Origin of the sequence: Arminella tubonensis, assembly GCF_003240585.1 — a bacterium.
Taxonomy (GTDB): domain Bacteria; phylum Pseudomonadota; class Alphaproteobacteria; order Rhizobiales; family Rhizobiaceae; genus Rhizobium; species Rhizobium tubonense.
Map to the genome: position 1 here is coordinate 167994 of NZ_PCDP01000001.1, position 16353 is coordinate 184346.

Annotated in this window: 14 protein-coding genes and 2 tRNA genes; all 16 read right to left on the reverse strand. The window is 61.4% G+C overall.

Going from position 1 to position 16353, the window contains the following annotated elements:
• Positions 1-76: 76 nt before the first annotated feature.
• The 16 genes from nuoI to CPY51_RS00965 all read right to left on the reverse strand — a co-directional run bounded on the left by nuoI (position 77) and on the right by CPY51_RS00965 (position 16292).
• Positions 77-568, reverse strand: coding sequence for an NADH-quinone oxidoreductase subunit NuoI (gene nuoI, locus CPY51_RS00890; protein ID WP_111158168.1), 492 nt, complete (start codon positions 566-568; stop codon positions 77-79).
• 39 nt (positions 569-607) lie between these two features.
• Positions 608-1651, reverse strand: coding sequence for an NADH-quinone oxidoreductase subunit NuoH (gene nuoH / locus CPY51_RS00895; RefSeq protein WP_111158169.1), 1044 nt, complete (start codon positions 1649-1651; stop codon positions 608-610).
• A 12-nt stretch (positions 1652-1663) separates the two neighbouring features.
• On the reverse strand, positions 1664-3745 hold the full coding sequence (nuoG, locus tag CPY51_RS00900; protein ID WP_111158170.1) for an NADH-quinone oxidoreductase subunit NuoG: 2082 nt from the start codon (positions 3743-3745) through the stop codon (positions 1664-1666).
• Between the two features lie 241 nt (positions 3746-3986).
• Positions 3987-4607 (reverse strand): 5' DNA nuclease, encoded by a 621-nt coding sequence (locus CPY51_RS00905; RefSeq protein ID WP_111158610.1) that lies wholly within the window; start codon positions 4605-4607, stop codon positions 3987-3989.
• A 9-nt stretch (positions 4608-4616) separates the two neighbouring features.
• Positions 4617-5921 (reverse strand): NADH-quinone oxidoreductase subunit NuoF, encoded by a 1305-nt coding sequence (nuoF, locus tag CPY51_RS00910; protein ID WP_111158171.1) that lies wholly within the window; start codon positions 5919-5921, stop codon positions 4617-4619.
• Positions 5922-5930: 9 nt separating this feature from the next.
• Positions 5931-7043 carry an NADH-quinone oxidoreductase subunit E gene (locus CPY51_RS00915; protein WP_111158172.1) on the reverse strand — a complete coding sequence of 371 codons (1113 nt, stop codon included), beginning with the start codon at positions 7041-7043 and terminating at the stop codon, positions 5931-5933.
• 16 nt (positions 7044-7059) lie between these two features.
• Positions 7060-7401, reverse strand: coding sequence for a hypothetical protein (locus tag CPY51_RS00920; protein ID WP_111158173.1), 342 nt, complete (start codon positions 7399-7401; stop codon positions 7060-7062).
• A complete protein-coding gene (locus tag CPY51_RS00925) occupies positions 7401-8591 on the reverse strand; it encodes an NADH-quinone oxidoreductase subunit D (protein ID WP_111158174.1) in 1191 nt (396 codons plus the stop codon). The genes CPY51_RS00920 and CPY51_RS00925 overlap by 1 nt, the downstream gene beginning before the upstream one ends.
• A gap of 78 nt (positions 8592-8669) precedes the next feature.
• Positions 8670-9272, reverse strand: a complete 603-nt coding sequence (locus CPY51_RS00930) for an NADH-quinone oxidoreductase subunit C (RefSeq protein ID WP_111158175.1) — start codon at positions 9270-9272, stop codon at positions 8670-8672.
• Between the two features lie 17 nt (positions 9273-9289).
• Positions 9290-9871 (reverse strand): NuoB/complex I 20 kDa subunit family protein, encoded by a 582-nt coding sequence (locus CPY51_RS00935; protein ID WP_111158176.1) that lies wholly within the window; start codon positions 9869-9871, stop codon positions 9290-9292.
• On the reverse strand, positions 9862-10227 hold the full coding sequence (locus tag CPY51_RS00940; protein WP_111158611.1) for an NADH-quinone oxidoreductase subunit A: 366 nt from the start codon (positions 10225-10227) through the stop codon (positions 9862-9864). The genes CPY51_RS00935 and CPY51_RS00940 overlap by 10 nt, the downstream gene beginning before the upstream one ends.
• Positions 10228-10485: 258 nt before the next feature.
• A tRNA-Asp gene (locus CPY51_RS00945) sits at positions 10486-10562 on the reverse strand.
• A 79-nt stretch (positions 10563-10641) separates the two neighbouring features.
• Positions 10642-10718 (reverse strand) — tRNA-Asp (locus tag CPY51_RS00950).
• Positions 10719-11075: 357 nt separating this feature from the next.
• Positions 11076-11474, reverse strand: a complete 399-nt coding sequence (locus CPY51_RS00955; RefSeq protein WP_111158177.1) for a (R)-mandelonitrile lyase — start codon at positions 11472-11474, stop codon at positions 11076-11078.
• A gap of 123 nt (positions 11475-11597) precedes the next feature.
• A complete protein-coding gene (locus CPY51_RS00960; protein ID WP_111158178.1) occupies positions 11598-15047 on the reverse strand; it encodes an ATP-binding protein in 3450 nt (1149 codons plus the stop codon).
• 3 nt (positions 15048-15050) lie between these two features.
• Positions 15051-16292 (reverse strand): metallophosphoesterase family protein, encoded by a 1242-nt coding sequence (locus CPY51_RS00965; RefSeq protein ID WP_111158179.1) that lies wholly within the window; start codon positions 16290-16292, stop codon positions 15051-15053.
• Between the last annotated feature and the right edge of the window lie 61 nt (positions 16293-16353).

Consider the following 16353-nt stretch of genomic DNA (forward strand, 5'->3'; position numbering starts at 1 on the left):
CGAAGCCCTGGTCTAAGTTGAGCCCTGACGGCGGTGGACGATTGCGCCGCCCATCACGGCATATTCAAATTCCGTCTCAGCGGTATGGCGAGTCGATCGAGATGTTGCGAGCGATTTCGCGCTCCCAGCGGTCGCCATTCTCAAGAAGCCGCGCCTTGTCGAAATACAGCTCTTCACGCGTTTCCGTCGCGAACTCGAAGTTCGGCCCTTCGACGATCGCGTCGACCGGGCAGGCTTCCTGGCAGAAACCGCAATAGATGCACTTCACCATGTCGATATCGTAGCGCACCGTGCGGCGGGTGCCGTCGTTGCGTCGCGGACCGGCTTCGATGGTGATGGCCTGGGCAGGACAGATCGCCTCGCAAAGCTTGCAGGCGATGCAGCGCTCTTCGCCGTTCGGATAGCGACGCAACGCATGCTCGCCGCGAAAGCGCGGGCTGACCGGACCCTTTTCGAAGGGGTAGTTGATCGTGGCCTTCTGCTTGAAGAAGTAGCGCATCGACAAAAAGAATGCGCCGACGAATTCCTTCAGAAACAGCGAGTTGATGGTGTTTGTAAATCCGGCCATCTTATTCTCCAAATCTGCTTGAAGCGAGGAGCGACATGATCATGCCCACCCCGTCAGCTTCAGCACGAATGCAACGATAACGACCATGGCGAGCGAGATCGGAAGGAAGACCTTCCAGCCGAGACGCATGAGCTGGTCATAGCGGTAGCGCGGAACGAATGCCTTGACCATGGCGAACATGAAGAAGACCAGGCAGGACTTCAACAGGAACCAGATGACGCCCGGGACCCAATTGAGGATCCAGATATCCACCGGAGGCAGCCAACCGCCAAGGAAGAGGATTGTGGTCAGCGAGCACATCAGCACCACGGCGGCATATTCGCCGAGCATGAACATCATGTATGGCGACGAGCCATATTCCACCATGAAACCGGCGACCAATTCCGATTCTGCTTCCGGAAGGTCGAAGGGCGGACGGTTGGTTTCAGCCAGCGCCGAGATGAAGAAGACGATGAACATCGGGAACAGCGACAGCCAGTGCCAGTCGAGGAACGACGATGGCAGGCCGAGCTTGGTGCCGAGACCGACCTGCTGCGAGTTGACGATGTCGGTCAGGTTCAGCGAGCCGACGCAGAGCAGCACCGTGACGATGACGAAGCCAATGGAGACTTCATAGGACACCATCTGGGCAGCGGAGCGAAGCGCGCCAAGGAAATGATATTTCGAATTCGAAGACCAGCCGGCCATGATGATGCCGTAGACTTCCAGCGACGATATCGCCAGCACATAGAGAATGCCGACATTGATATTGGCGATGACCCAGCCGTTGGCGAGCGGAATGACCGCCCAGGTCGCAAGCGCCAAGGTCACCGAGACGAGCGGCGCGAGCAGGAAGACGCCCTTGTTGGCGCCCGCCGGGATGATCGGCTCCTTGACCATGAACTTCAAAAGGTCGGCGAAGGACTGGAAAAGGCCCCACGGTCCGACGACGTTCGGACCACGGCGCAGCTGGACAGCCGCCCAGATCTTGCGGTCGGCAAGAAGGATATAGGCGATGAAGATCAGCAGGCAGACCAGGAGAAGAAGCGATTGGCCAACCATGACGATCGCCGGCCAGACATAGGTCGAAAAGAATAAGTCCATTGTCCCCTGCCCTTACTCTGCCGCAGCCTGGAAATTGTTGCGGGCCAATGCCGAGCACTCCGCCATGACGGCCGAAGCACGCGCTATCGGGTTCGTCAAATAGAAGTCTTTCACCGGCGACGCAAATGCGGATTTGCCCATCTTCCCGGCTTTCTTCGCAAGTGCGACAATTTTGGCGCTGTCCGTTTGCGAAATCTCATCGATACCGGCGAAATGCGGGAAAGCCGCGTAGAGCCTGGCGCGCAATTCGCTCAGCGAATCAAAGGGAAGCTTCTTGCCAAGCACGTCGGAAAGGGCGCGGATGATGGCCCAGTCCTCGCGCGCGTCGCCCGGCGCGAAACCGGCGCGATTGCCCATCTGGACGCGGCCTTCCGTATTGACCCAGATGCCCGACTTTTCGGTATAGGTCGCAGCCGGGAGAATGACATCAGCGTTATGGGCGCCGTTGTCGCCGTGAGAGCCGATGTAGACGGTGAATTTCGCCGTCTTGCTCGAGAAATCGAGTTCGTCCGCGCCGAGCAGGAAGAGCACGTCCATTGCCGTCATCATCGCTGCGGCATTGACGCCGTTGGCGCCCGGCACGAAGCCGAGGTCAAGGCCGCCGACGCGCGATGCTGCCGTATGAAGGACTGCAAGTCCATTCCAGCCTTCAGTCACCACGCCGGCAGAAACCGCGAGCTTTGCGACGCTGGCGAGCACGCCGGCCGCGTCGTCGCGGATGAAGGCGCCAGGGCCAACGATAATCATCGGCTTCTGCGCATTCTTCAGGACCTCGGCAAAAGCATGGCCACCATCGACGATGTCCTTCAGCGTCGCGGGACCGGCGCCGAGATATTCGTATTCGTAGCGCATCTCGCCGCCTTCGCCGATCACGCCGATCGGGAACTTGCCGCGCCGCCAGCGCTTGCGTATCCGGGCGTTCAGCACCGCTGCCTCGAAACGAGGATTGGCGCCGACGATCAGCAGCGCGTCAGCCGCTTCGATGCCTTCGATGGTCGGGTTGAAGAGGTAGCTGGCGCGGCCGAGCGACGGATCGAATGCCGCCCCATCCTGCCGACAGTCGAGATTTTCCGATCCGAGTGACCTGACCAGCTCCGACAGCGCATACATTTCCTCGACCGAGGCAAGATCGCCGGCAATCGCGCCGATCTTGTCGCCTGTGGTCGCAGAAACTGCCGTCTTGATCGCTGCGAAAGCTTCGCCCCAAGTGGCGGGCTGCAGACGTCCGTCGCGGCGGACATAAGGCTTGTCGAGGCGCTGGGTCTTCAGGCCATCCCAGATGAAGCGGGTCTTGTCGGAGATCCACTCTTCGTTGATCTGGTCGTTGACGCGCGGCAGGATGCGCATGACTTCACGGCCTCGCGTATCGACGCGGATGGCGGAGCCGAGCGCGTCCATGACGTCGATCGATTCGGTCTTGTTCAGTTCCCACGGGCGGGCAGTGAAGGCGAACGGCTTGGAGGTCAGCGCGCCGACCGGGCAGAGGTCGACGACATTGCCCTGCAGCTCCGAGGTCATAGCGTGCTCGAGATAGGTCGTGATCTCGGCATCCTCGCCGCGACCGATCAGGCCGAGTTCGGAAATACCGCCGACCTCAGTGGTGAAGCGGACACAGCGCGTGCAGTGGATGCAGCGGTTCATCACGGTCTTGACGAGCGGTCCGATATACTTGTCCTCGACGGCGCGCTTGTCTTCCTGATAGCGCGAGCTGTCGATGCCGAAGGCCATGGCCTGGTCCTGCAGATCGCATTCGCCACCCTGATCGCAGATCGGGCAATCGAGCGGATGGTTGATGAGCAGGAATTCCATCACGCCTTCGCGGGCCTTCTTGACCATCGGTGTGTTGGTGAAGACTTCGGGAAGCTCGCCGTTGGGGCCGCCGCGAATGTCGCGCACGCCCATGGCGCACGATGCCTGCGGCTTCGGCGGGCCGCCTTTCACCTCGACGAGGCACATGCGGCAATTGCCGGCAACCGACAAACGTTCATGGAAGCAGAAGCGCGGGACTTCGGCGCCGGCTTCCTCACATGCCTGGATGAGCGTGTAATGATCCGGGACTTCGATCTCTTTACCGTCAATCTTCAGTTTTGCCATAGTCCACTCAGTCCTGTTTCGCACTTGCAGCCGTTCCTGGCCGCAAACAATTTCATGACCGCAACACCGTCAGCCGCCGGGCGACATCGCAGCCGCGCGGCATCGGTATTGCTCACAATCACCTTGGTCGAAGCATGCCCGGCATGCTCAGCGACCCGGCCACCGCATCTTCAGGCCTCGCCCGAATGCTCGACTGCCGTCATCATTCCTTCCCCGGCCGCTTGGGTCAGCCGGAAAATCGTCATTTCCTGCGCGACGCCTTCGGCGCGAGCAACTTCGCCTGACCCACCCAATCGTCGCGGGTGATCCGGCCTTCGAAACCGAGTTCCGCGTCGATCCGCGTGACGTCGGCCTCGGTCCAGGCAGCAATATCGGCGAGAGCCTTGATGCCACGCTGGTTCAAGACCTGTTCAAGCTTCGGACCAATGCCCGAAATCCGTTTCAGATCATCCGCTTTAACCACCGGCTTGCGGCTGGCAACAGCAGTCTTTTGCGGCTTCGCCACGGCCTTCGGTCTAGCCGGCAGGGGGTCTTTCACGATCGGTTGCGGTGCAACAGAGGCAACAGTCATCGCAGCGACCGGCTCGGCCGCTCCGAATTCCTTCTGCGCCTCGATCGACGCGGCGAACTTGTTGCCGATGTCGAAGGCACCCTGAAGCGCCCCCAAAAACGCTCCGGCCATCTGCGACGTGACGCTGAAGCCGATTGCGGTTGCAGCCGCCATTGCCGCAGCCGGATGCGCCATCAACGGGTTGACCGAGATAAGCGGCGAATTCTGCAGCATCTCGGCAGCCATCCGGCCGAGTTCAGCCGATCGATCGGCCGCTCCGCTTTCCTGCCGTGTGTCTGCAGAGTTCGTCATCATCACCCCCTACTCGGCCGCCTCGAGCGCGACGCCGTGTTCCATCGCGTTGGCCGTATACAAGTCGATGCGTCGTTCGATTTCCGGACGGAAATTCCGGATCAGGCCCTGCACCGGCCAGGCAGCGGCATCGCCAAGCGCGCAGATGGTATGCCCTTCGATCTGCTTCGTCACCTGGAACAGCATGTCGATTTCGCGCTTCTGGGCGTTGCCCTTGGCCATCCGCTCCATCACGCGCCACATCCAGCCGGTGCCTTCACGGCACGGTGTACATTGTCCGCAGCTTTCATGCTTGAAGAAGGCCGAGATGCGGGCGATCGCCTTGATGACGTCGGTGGACTTGTCCATGACGATTGCAGCGGCCGTGCCGAAGGAAGAGCCGACGGCGCGCAGTCCGTCGAAATCCATCGGGCAATCGATTATGTCCTTCGCTGGCACGATCGGGCAGGAAGCGCCACCCGGAATGACTGCCAGCAGATTGTCCCAGCCGCCACGGATGCCGCCGCCGTGCTTGTCCACCAGTTCGCGGAAGGTGATGCCCATCACTTCTTCGACCGTGCAGGGGCGGTTGACGTGACCGGAGAGCATGAACAGCTTGGTGCCGACATTGTTCGGACGACCCATCGAGGAGAACCAGGTCGCGCCGCGGCGCAGGATGGTTGGGGCAACAGCGATCGATTCGACGTTGTTGACAGTCGTCGGGCAACCGTAAAGGCCCATGTTGGCCGGGAACGGCGGCTTCAGACGAGGCTGGCCCTTCTTGCCTTCCAGGCTTTCGAGGAGTGCCGTCTCTTCGCCGCAGATGTAGGCGCCGGCGCCGTGATGAACAATGATATCAATGTCGTAGCCGAGCTTGTTATTCTTGCCTAGGAGGCCGAAATCATAGCATTCGTCGATCGCTGCCTGCAGGGCTTCGCGCTCGCGGATGTATTCGCCGCGGACGTAGATATAGGCGTGATTGGCACCCATCGCGAAGGAGGCGATGACGCAGCCCTCGATCAGCGTGTGCGGATCGTGACGCATGATGTCACGGTCCTTGCAGGTGCCGGGCTCGGACTCGTCGGCGTTGACCACGAGATAATGCGGACGGCCGTCGCTTTCCTTCGGCATGAAGGACCATTTGAGGCCGGTCGGGAAGCCGGCGCCACCGCGACCACGCAGGCCAGATGCCTTCATTTCGTTGACGATCCAGTCACGACCCTTTTCGAGGATCTGCTTGGTGCCATCCCAGTGGCCGCGGCTCATCGCGCCCTTCAGGGATTTGTCCTTGAGACCGTAGATATTGGTAAAGATGCGATCCTGATCTAGTAACATGCTGAACCTCTACCTCGGCTTCTTGCCGAAGACTCTGATGTATTCCGCTTCGCCACCCTTGGCGAGAGCCTTTGCCTGCTTGACCCAGTCGTCACGCTCGATGCGGCCGTGGAAGCTCAAATAGCTATCCACCCACTCGCGCTCGGCCTTTTTCCAGCTCGCGACCTGCGCGAAGGTGAAGATGCCGATGCTGTTGAGAATGGTCTCGATCTTGGGACCGACGCCGGAAATCATCTTCAGATCGTCCGGCGTTGCCGGCCTTTCGATCGAGCCGGGACGGTTCTTGTCTTCGAGAGATGGCTTTGCCGCACCGACAGCGGTGTTGTCCGCTTTCGCGGGTACTGCCTTCGGGTCGCTTGCGGGAAGCGCCGTCTTGCCATCGGCCGGGCTCTTCAGCGCCGGGTTCGTTTCAGCGTCGGTGCTCTTCGGCCGACCTGCTTCAGCCGGCGGAACGCTGACGGCTACCGTCGCAACGGCCTTCGGAGCTGCCCGTGGCTTGGGCGTCTTGGTCGGGGCATCGAGAAGCGAAGTCAATCCACCCTCGGGCGCTGAAAACAGCCGGTCGATCTGCGGGCCGGTGCGAACCTCGCCGCCCTTGCCTTCAGCAAAGGCATCGATGATCTCTTCGAGCCGCTCTGGTGTCAGATCCTCATAGGTATCCTTGCCGATCATCACCATGGGCGCGTTGACGCAGGCCCCGAGACATTCGACTTCTTCCCAGGACAGCGTGCCGTCGTCATTGCGCTCGAAGGCATGCGAGTGGATCTTGCTCTTGCAGACCTTCATCAGCGCTTCGGAGCCGCGCAGCATGCAAGGCGTCGTGCCGCAAACCTGGACGTGGGCGCGGCTGCCGACCGGATGTAGCTGGAACTGGGTGTAAAACGTCGCAACTTCGAGAACGCGGATAAAGGCCATGTCGAGCATCTTGGCGATCTTCTCGATCGCCGGCTTGGTGACCCAGCCGTCCTGTTCCTGGGCGCGCATCAGCAGCGGGATCACCGCGGACTGCTGGCGTCCTTCAGGATATTTCTGGATGGTCTTTTGTGCCCAAACCGAATTGTCTTCGCTGAATGCGAAGGCTGCAGGCTGGAATTGATCTTCGGCTAGTCGACGAACGGACATTCTTTCACGCCTTATCTCAGTTTATGGATCCACACCGCGCGCCCGTCAGGGACGAAAATTCGCAGGCGTAGGCCGTCTTGTCCTTTTGCATAAACACGATGAACTTACCGCCGCCATTGGGAACCGCGGCCTTTATTTCGTAGCCGCGCGAGACCAGGTCGGCCATGGTCGACTGCGTGTCCGCTGATTGCGAACCCGTGCCCGCGCCGCTATTTCCCGGGCTCTGCGTCGCGCCTTGACCCACCCCCTGGCCCATCTTGCCGAGCTGCGTCGTCGACTTCGAGTTCAGCTGCTGAGCCGAGACTTCCGAAGCAAACACGAGGGCCGCGATAGCCATGGCGACGGGCAGAAGCTTCATCAGCGGTCAACCTCTCCGAACACGATATCGAGCGAGCCAAGGACGGCGGCGACGTCGGCCAACTGATGGCCGCGGCACATGAAATCCATGGCCTGCAGATGCGCGTAGCCCGGCGCGCGGATCTTGCAGCGGTAAGGCTTGTTCGATCCGTCGGACACCAGATAGACGCCGAATTCGCCCTTCGGCGCTTCGACGGCGGCGTAAACCTCGCCTGCCGGCACGTGATAGCCTTCGGTATAGAGCTTGAAATGATGGATAAGACCTTCCATCGAACGCTTCATCTCGCCGCGCTTCGGCGGCACGACCTTGCCGTCGAGCGACGAGAATGGACCGGCCTTGGCATCGCCGAGCAGACGATTGACGCACTGCTTCATGATCCGGACCGATTCGCGCATCTCGATCATGCGGATCAGGTACCGGTCGTAGCAGTCCCCGTTCTTGCCAATCGGGATGTCGAATTCGAGATCGGAATAGCATTCGTAGGGCTGCGCGCGGCGCAGGTCCCATGCAGCGCCCGAGCCGCGGACCATGACACCTGAAAAGCCCCAGGCCCAGCAGTCTTCCAGCGAGACGACGCCGATATCGACGTTGCGCTGCTTGAAGATGCGGTTTCCGGTCAGAAGATCGTCGATGTCGTCAAGTGCCTTGAGGAACGGATCGCACCAGGAGCCGATATCCTCGACGAGCTGGTGCGGCAGATCCTGGTGAACGCCGCCGGGACGGATGTAGGCGGCATGCATGCGCGAGCCGGAGGCGCGCTCATAGAACACCATCAGCTTCTCGCGTTCCTCGAAGCCCCAGAGCGGTGGCGTCAGGGCGCCGACGTCCATGGCTTGCGTCGTGACGTTCAGCAGATGCGAGAGGATGCGGCCGATTTCCGAATAGAGTACGCGGATCAACTGGCCGCGGATCGGAATTTCCAGGCCGAGCAGCTTTTCGACGGCCAGTGCAAAGGCATGCTCCTGGTTCATCGGCGCCACGTAGTCGAGGCGGTCGAAATAAGGAACCGCCTGCAAATAGGTCTTCGTCTCTATCAGCTTCTCGGTGCCGCGATGCAAAAGGCCGATATGGGGATCGACGCGTTCAACGATTTCGCCGTCGAGCTCCAGCACAAGGCGCAAGACGCCGTGCGCCGCCGGATGCTGCGGGCCGAAATTGATGTTGAAGTTGCGGACGTTATGTTCTGTCATGGCGACGCGCTCCGCGCTGGCAATAATCAATGGACGAGGTGTAGACGAAAGCGCCAATCAGATTGATGACGCTTATCTTCACTTCGCCGCCTTTTCATCTCCCGGCAGCACGTAGTCAGTGCCTTCCCAGGGGCTGAGGAAATCGAAGTTGCGGAATTCCTGCTTCAATTCGACCGGCTCGTAAACCACACGTTTTGCCGCATCGTCGTAACGCACTTCGACGAAACCCGTGGTCGGGAAGTCCTTGCGCAGCGGATGACCCTCGAATCCATAGTCGGTCAGGATGCGGCGCAGGTCCGGATGGCCGGTGAAGAGAATGCCGTACATGTCCCATGCTTCGCGCTCGAACCAATCGGCGCCCGGGTAGACCGCGCATGCCGAAGGCACCGGCTGCTCTTCGCCTGTTGGAACCTTGATTCGGATGCGATGATTATTCTTCGGCGACAGCAGATGATAGACGACGTCGAAGCGGTCCGGCCGCTGCGGCCAGTCAACGCCGCAAATATCGATCAGGTTGATGAAACCGCATTTCGCGTCGTCCCGAAGGAAACGCAGAAGCGCGATCAGCTTGTCGGCTGATGTGGTGACCGTGAGTTCACCGTACTTGATCTCGGACAACGAAATCAGGTCGCCGTGCACCTCGCCGATATAGGACGCAAGCTTGTCCAGGGCCTCGCTCATAATGTTCGTCCCCTGCCTTAACGTTCGATCGTGCCGGTGCGGCGGATCTTCTTCTGCAGCAAAAGCACGCCGTAGAGCAGCGCTTCTGCCGTGGGAGGACAGCCCGGTACGTAGATGTCGATCGGCACGACGCGGTCGCAGCCGCGGACCACCGAATAGGAATAGTGATAGTAGCCGCCGCCGTTGGCGCAGGAACCCATGGAGATGACATAACGCGGCTCGGGCATCTGGTCGTAGACCTTGCGCAGAGCCGGCGCCATCTTGTTGGTGAGCGTGCCGGCGACGATCATGACGTCGGACTGGCGCGGCGAGGCACGCGGCGCGAAGCCGAAGCGCTCGACGTCGTAACGGGGCATCGAGACCTGCATCATCTCGACGGCGCAGCAGGCCAGACCAAAGGTCATCCACATCAGCGAGCCGGTACGGGCCCAATTGATCAGCTCGTCGGTCGACGTAACCAGAAAGCCCTTGTCGGCAAGCTCATTGTTGATCTCGCCGAAGAACGGATCGTTGGCGCCGACAGGCTTGCCCGTGCTGGGATCGATAACGCCCTTGGGCTGTGGTGAGACCAGCGTCGAATTGCCTGGTGCTACTCCCATTCGAGGGCTCCCTTTTTCCATTCATAGATGAAACCGATGGTCAAAACGGCGAGGAAAACCATCATCGACCACAGTCCGAACCAGCCGATGTCGCTGAAGGACACCGCCCAGGGAAAGAGGAAGGCGACTTCCGGATCGAAGATGATGAAGAGAATCGACACGAGATAGAAGCGAATGTCGAATTTCATGCGGGCGTCATCGAATGCGTTGAAGCCGCACTCATAGGCCGAAAGCTTTTCCGAGTCGGGCGCCTTGAAGGCGACGGCGAACGGAGTGATCAGCAATGCCAGGCCGATAACCAGGGCAATACCAATGAAAATCGCTATCGGAATATAGGAACTGAGTAGTCCAGTCATCATGTCCATCCCTGCCTGCGGGGGAGCGCCGGGCGGCGCTTCAGGGCAATTGCCCAGCAAGCGAAAGAGTGTTGCAACAAGCCGTGGTTAGCGCAGCCGGAGCGCGGGCGCAAGGCTTTTGAATGCGTCATTTGGAGCCCGGCTAAATCGGTTTTATCAAGACGATGCAATGATGTCGCGGCAAATCGGCGAAGAGCCCGGAAAGCGGTTTCGCAGGTGCAGCAAATTCATTAGACATCGTAAGGACTTGTGTTGAAATGGCGCGAGTGACGGGGCTCGAACCCGCGACCTCCGGCGTGACAGGCCGGCACTCTAACCAACTGAGCTACACCCGCGCATATATAAGGTGGCCCCTAGAGGCCTGGCCAAAAGTCCGAAGAGAGCAGTCGCGGCGCGACCTGCCTTTACTTGAAATGGCGCGAGTGACGGGGCTCGAACCCGCGACCTCCGGCGTGACAGGCCGGCACTCTAACCAACTGAGCTACACCCGCAATTCATTTCAAGTACTCCGGATGCTTTCGCACCCAATCAAACCGGCCTTGCCGTTCGATGAGCGGCTAACTACGGGGTTCGTCTTTTGGTGTCAAGCAGGTTTGAATACAAATCAATGACAGACCACGAAATGTTTTTGGCCTCCCCATCAACACCCTTGTTCCACACGAATCTATCGCCCGCGCCCACGAATTCAAGACATTGACATGGCATCGAGCATCGACTGCAAGTGCAGGCGGATGACGCCGATGACCGGGAAACAAGTCGTTGTCGAAGAAATCGTCGACACCGACATTGATTCTCTGCCTTGATCTCTCATCGAAATACGATGCGGCGCACTGCAGGATGGGCGCGCCTCACCCTCCCCGGTACTGATCGTCCGTCACATATTCCATCCAATCGGCCGCCTTGCCGTCCTGCATTTCCTGGATGGCGATGTGGGTCATGGCAGTTTCGGCACTGGCGCCGTGCCAATGTTTTTCGCCCGGCGCGAACCACACGACGTCGCCGACGCTGATCTCGCGGATTTCCCCGCCTAGGGTTTGGGCAAGGCCCTTGCCCGAGGTGACGATCAAGGTCTGACCGTAGGGATGGGTGTGCCAGGCCGTGCGGGCGCGGGGCTCGAATGTGACGCTGACGACTTGGACGCGGGCTGGGTCGGGCGCCTGATTCAGCGGCTCCTGATGCACGGCACCGGTGAAATATTCTGCCGGCGCCTTCATCGACGGGCGTGAGCCGGAGGGCTTTATTTCCATGACCAATCTCCCTTGGTAGCTTTGACGTTGTTTGTCGACCGATCGCTGGTCAGCCTATGCCATACAAGGATATCAACCAAGCGATGAAGGCTGTCACCGACGAATATGCGACCGCGCTGAGCGTCAGAGCCGGATGAGGTCGAGGCCGGCTCCGATCTCCTGTTTGGCGATCTCAACCACGCTCGTCTCGTGGGTGAAGAGGATAGTCTGGAAGCGGTCTGCGGTGCCCGCAAGCGCCCTGAGGCCCGAGGCGGTGCGATCGTCGTCGAATGTCTGGAAGATGTCGTCGACCACCAGCGGCGGCGGCTCGTTCCGAGCGGAATAGTCCTCCAGGAAGGCCAGCCGCAGCGCCAGATAAAGCTGATCGCCGGTGCCTTCGCTCAAGCCATCGAGCGGCACGCGCTCGCCACCGGTGCGCTCGGCCAGCAGCTGCAATTCATCGTCGCCGCCGTAGTCCTGTACAAGGCGGGCGAAACGATTGCCCGTGAGCAGCGAGAAAAGCTCGCCGGCGCGCGTCATGACAGGATCGGCCTGCTGCTCGCGATAGGACTCCATCGAGGCGTTGAGCATATGCGCCGCAAGCTTCAGCACCACCCACTGGCGGGCGAGATCCTTGGCTTCCTGCTCGGCGGATAGTTTCTCGAAGACGGCGTATTCGGCGCTGACGCCGCTTTCCAGAGCCTTTCGCTGACGGTCGTTTTCGGCGAGCTGCGCCGAGAGGGTGCCGAAGCGCCGGAGCTGGGTCGCATCGAGAGCTTCCAGACGCTCGATCTCGAGGTCCGCCTCGACACGGACGAAGTCGACCAGGCCAGCCCGAACGACATCTTCCGGCTGCCCTTCCGCTTGCTCCTGAAAACGCCGGCGGCTGGCGGCGAGCCGTCCGAGCAAATCGCGATGCTCGCGCAGTCGTGCCAACAACAGTGTCAGGTCATCGGCGTCAGGCACGACTGCGGCGAGCGCGGCAAGCGCCGCCTCTGCTGTGGCTGCGGCTTGCCTGCAGCGCGCCAGGCGATGCTCGGCCGCCTCCACGGCCTTCAACAGGCCCGTGCGGTGCTGCTGATCGGCATTGGCGGCAATCGCCTTGTCCCTGAGGACATCCATGGCGGCATCGGCAGAATAAGACGAAAGCTCGGGAGCCACATCTCGCACCACCGCCCGCACCGCTTCCTCGAAGGCGGAGATGTCGCGCAGCATGCCGCGGACGCGCCGGCGGCGGTTTTCGCGCTCGGCCAGCGCCGGCGGCACCTCTTTCCAGAGGTCGAGTGCGGCTTCGACCATGTCGACGGTGGCGCCCTCGGATAGGCCGATGCGACCGGCCGCATCGGCGAACAGGTTTTGCCAATCCTCGGCCTCGGCCTTTAGCGCGGTCTCGCGTTCTTCGTGCCTGCTAATTGCTTCGATGATCGAAAGACGCTCGCCTTCGGCCGAGCGGCTGTCCGTCCAGCGCTGGCCGAGGTCGGATACATGCGCGAACAACGCCCGCCCAAGCGCCCTCGGCGGCAGCGATTCGCCGCCTGAAAGACCCGTAGCTTCGGCGAGCGCTGCCAGCGCCGGTGCGAGCCGGTCGCCGGCAAGGCGCAATGTTGCCAGTTCGTCCTGAAGGCCGTGCACCACCTGGCGCTGCTTGATGAGCCCGTCGACCGCGCGTCGCCACTCGATCATTCGCTCGGGCGCAAGCGGCACGATGCCGACGGCGGCGAAGAGCGCATGGAATTCTGCGTTAGCCGCGGAAAGGGCTGCATCGGCGGTGTCTCTCCGACGTTGCGCCGCGACGATCATCGGATCGAGTGCGGCGAGCCGTGCCGTGATCTGGGCGTGGCGGGAGACACGTTCGGCATCCGCCAGTGCCAGGTCTGCCAAGCGGTCCGCCTCCGCGATGGACCGTTCGAACGGGGCGACGGCGGCCGGCTCCGGAGTCTTTGCGTAGGTCTGCCACAGCACGTCTCGATCGGCACGAGCCGCAGCGATGTCCTCGCGGGTGACGATCGTTCCACCGCCTTCGAGCGCGGCGCGGCTACTCTCGAGTTCCGCCTTTTCCGCTTCCTGGGCGGCAAGCCTGGCGGCCGCATCCAGAGCCGCGGTGCGCAATTCGTCGATCCGGCGGCGCTCCTCGGTCAGAATGGCAATGTCCGGCAAGGCGGTGGACAGCAACCGGTCGAGATCGACAACATCAGGCTGCAGCCGCGCCACGGCTTCCGCCAGCACCGCCTCCTCCCGTTCCGCGCTCACCTGCAGCTTATCGAGCCGCTGCAAATCTGCGAGATCGGGCTGCAGTGCCGCCATCTGGTCGAGATAGGGTTTCGGGTCGATCAATCGGCCGGATCTGTCGACGCCTTCGAGTTTGGCAAGGCGGTTTCGCTCCTCCTGCAGCCGACGACGGATGTCGGCATAGCTGCGCGTCAGCTCCCGACCTTCAGTGGCAAGGACACGCAATCGCACGAGATCGGCTTCGGCTGGCTGGCGACGTTCCAGGCCGTCGCCATCGACCTCCAGCCCGAGCTTGCGGGCGAGCTGGGTCAGCTTGATGTCGAAATCCTCGACTTCGCCGTTCACGCGGGAAATATCCTCCCGGGCCTTCAGATAGGCGCCCTTTTCGGCATAGCGCCCCATGATGGCACCGGCTGAATCGAGCACAGCGCTATCCAGCTCCGATGTGGCAAGTTCATCTGCCAGACGGGCGATATCGTCTTCCGCGGTACGCAGGGCTGTCTCGCTTGCGCTCCTGATGTCCAGCGCCTCGGAGAGATGCTGTTCGAAGCCCGGCGGCAGCGCATGCAGATCGGCGAAATCCAGAAGCGCCGCCTGCTCGATATCGATCTCCCGCAGCATGGGATCGAGCTTCTTCAACATCTTCAGGTGATCCAGCGCCGTTTTGGTCTGTTGGCGCTCGGCCTGCAGCGCCGCGAGTTCGCTTTCGACACCTGCGGCTTCGGATACCAGCTTTTTCCAGTCGCCGGATTTCAATTCGTTTTCGCGCTCGGCCTTACGGGCTTCGTCGTGGCGATCGAGCGCTTGATAGAATGAGCGATCCTTCGATCGCCGTTGCGCATAGATGCTGTCCGCTTCGCCGTCGAGCGACAGCCGCAGGCGCGAAAGACCAGTCAGGCCGGATGCCGCCGAAAACAGCAGACTGCCGATCTCGCCGCCGCTCTGCAGCATGGCGGCGGCACCGAGCCGGAGACGATCAGAATCGAGGCCGAAGGCGCGCTCGAAGACATCGCGGCCGAGATTGCCGATGAACGGCGACAATGCGTCTTCGGGCAGCGCTGCTTCCTTCTCGTCGGTTCCGAGCAGCGTGTTCTTGTTGCCCCGGCGGCGGCGAAAGTCGAGTTTCGAGCCGTCACGGGCTGAGATCGTGGCGCCGATACGCAGTGTCGCGGCATCATGCAGAAAGTTGAAGCGGGCGCTGCCGCGCGGGAACCCGAATAGCAGATCCGAGATCGCGCTGAGGGCCGACGACTTGCCGGCTTCGTTGGGCCCGTAGATGACGTGCAGCCGAGCATCGGCGCGGAAATCGAGTGCGCGATCGGTCAGTGCGCCATAGCGGATGATATCGAGCCTGTTAAAGCGCATGGATCAGGCGGCCCCCTGCCCGCGTGCGAGCAGAAGCTGGCGGGCCTCCTCGACCAGCATCTCGATGCTGTCGTCGAGCGGCAGTTCGCCCGCTCCGGAACCGCTCGGCAGCCGGGCAGCGATCTCGGCTACCAGCCGATCTGCCTCGGATGCAAGATCGGCGTCGCCCGCATGTTCAGCCAGCAATCGGCCGAGATCTAGCGAGGCGCCGACCGCCGTGTCGCCTGCCGTGTCCGCAGGCTGATCGAGACGCAGTTCCAGTTTCTCCAGCCAGATATCCTCGTGGCAGCGGTGACAGGCTGCCTGCACCTCGTCGCGCCATTGATTGCGGTTGGCAGCGATAGCGCCCCTCAGAGGCGTCACGCCGACCAGGCGGACCCGCAGAGCGATCATGCGGCCTTCCATTTCGCCGACAAGTGGCTGCACCGCGTGTTCGACCCGGCGCAGGATGGCGGACTGATCGTCCTCCGGCTCGACTGCTACCTCGACCTGTGCAAACCGGGCCTCGTCGACGATCAGGCGTTCCAGCGCGATGCGGCCATCCTCGACCGTGACGAAGACCGCGCCCTTGGCGCCGCGCTCGCGGATGCTACGCCCTTGGAGGTTGCCGGGGAAAATCACATGGGGATCGGTCGATACTTCTTCGTAGTCGTGGACGTGGCCGAGCGCCCAGTAATCATAGCCGCGAGAGCGCAAATCCTCGACGGAGCAAGGTGCATAAGGCGCGTGGGGTTCCCTGCCGGTGAGCGAGGTATGGAGAACGCCAAGATTGAACCAACCGGCCTCGGGCGGTGGATAGGCGAGCGCGAGGTTGTCGGAGGCGGAGCGGTCGGCAAAGCCCTGGCCGTGCAACGCGACCTTCAGGTGATCCAGCCGGAAGGACCCCGGCTTGCCTGTGGGGAATTCATAGACGTTGCAAGGCAGAGTAATGGTCTTGGTGATGACGCTGTCCGCATCGTGGTTGCCGCGCAGGAAGAAGACCGGAATTCCGGCACGCTCAAGCCGCGCCATTTCGCGATTGAAGAACAGACCGATCTTGTTGTCCTTCCAGTCGCCGTCGTAGACATCACCTGCGATGACGAAGAAATCGACCCGACGCTCGATGGCGCGGTCGATGAGTGTCGAAAACGCCTTGCGGCTGGCCTCGACAAAAACCGCCGCGATATTGGCATCCTTCAAGGCCAACCCCTGGAAGGGGCTGCCGAGATGCAGGTCGGCGGCGTGGATGAAACTGAAAGAGGACATGCGCTCCGGTCATCGATCGACATCTGAGGTATTCTTCTAGAAAAATAATGGGGCGATTGAT

Bases quoted from the DNA above. Each gene is read 5' to 3' on its own strand.
- nuoI (WP_111158168.1), bottom strand. From the start codon at position 568: ATGGCCGGATTTACAAACACCATCAACTCGCTGTTTCTGAAGGAATTC.
- nuoH (WP_111158169.1), bottom strand. From the start codon at position 1,651: ATGGACTTATTCTTTTCGACCTATGTCTGGCCGGCGATCGTCATGGTT.
- nuoG (WP_111158170.1), bottom strand. From the start codon at position 3,745: ATGGCAAAACTGAAGATTGACGGTAAAGAGATCGAAGTCCCGGATCAT.
- CPY51_RS00905 (WP_111158610.1), bottom strand. From the start codon at position 4,607: ATGACGAACTCTGCAGACACACGGCAGGAAAGCGGAGCGGCCGATCGA.
- nuoF (WP_111158171.1), bottom strand. From the start codon at position 5,921: ATGTTACTAGATCAGGATCGCATCTTTACCAATATCTACGGTCTCAAG.
- CPY51_RS00915 (WP_111158172.1), bottom strand. From the start codon at position 7,043: ATGTCCGTTCGTCGACTAGCCGAAGATCAATTCCAGCCTGCAGCCTTC.
- CPY51_RS00920 (WP_111158173.1), bottom strand. From the start codon at position 7,401: ATGAAGCTTCTGCCCGTCGCCATGGCTATCGCGGCCCTCGTGTTTGCT.
- CPY51_RS00925 (WP_111158174.1), bottom strand. From the start codon at position 8,591: ATGACAGAACATAACGTCCGCAACTTCAACATCAATTTCGGCCCGCAG.
- CPY51_RS00930 (WP_111158175.1), bottom strand. From the start codon at position 9,272: ATGAGCGAGGCCCTGGACAAGCTTGCGTCCTATATCGGCGAGGTGCAC.
- CPY51_RS00935 (WP_111158176.1), bottom strand. From the start codon at position 9,871: ATGGGAGTAGCACCAGGCAATTCGACGCTGGTCTCACCACAGCCCAAG.
- CPY51_RS00940 (WP_111158611.1), bottom strand. From the start codon at position 10,227: ATGACTGGACTACTCAGTTCCTATATTCCGATAGCGATTTTCATTGGT.
- CPY51_RS00955 (WP_111158177.1), bottom strand. From the start codon at position 11,474: ATGGAAATAAAGCCCTCCGGCTCACGCCCGTCGATGAAGGCGCCGGCA.
- CPY51_RS00960 (WP_111158178.1), bottom strand. From the start codon at position 15,047: ATGCGCTTTAACAGGCTCGATATCATCCGCTATGGCGCACTGACCGAT.
- CPY51_RS00965 (WP_111158179.1), bottom strand. From the start codon at position 16,292: ATGTCCTCTTTCAGTTTCATCCACGCCGCCGACCTGCATCTCGGCAGC.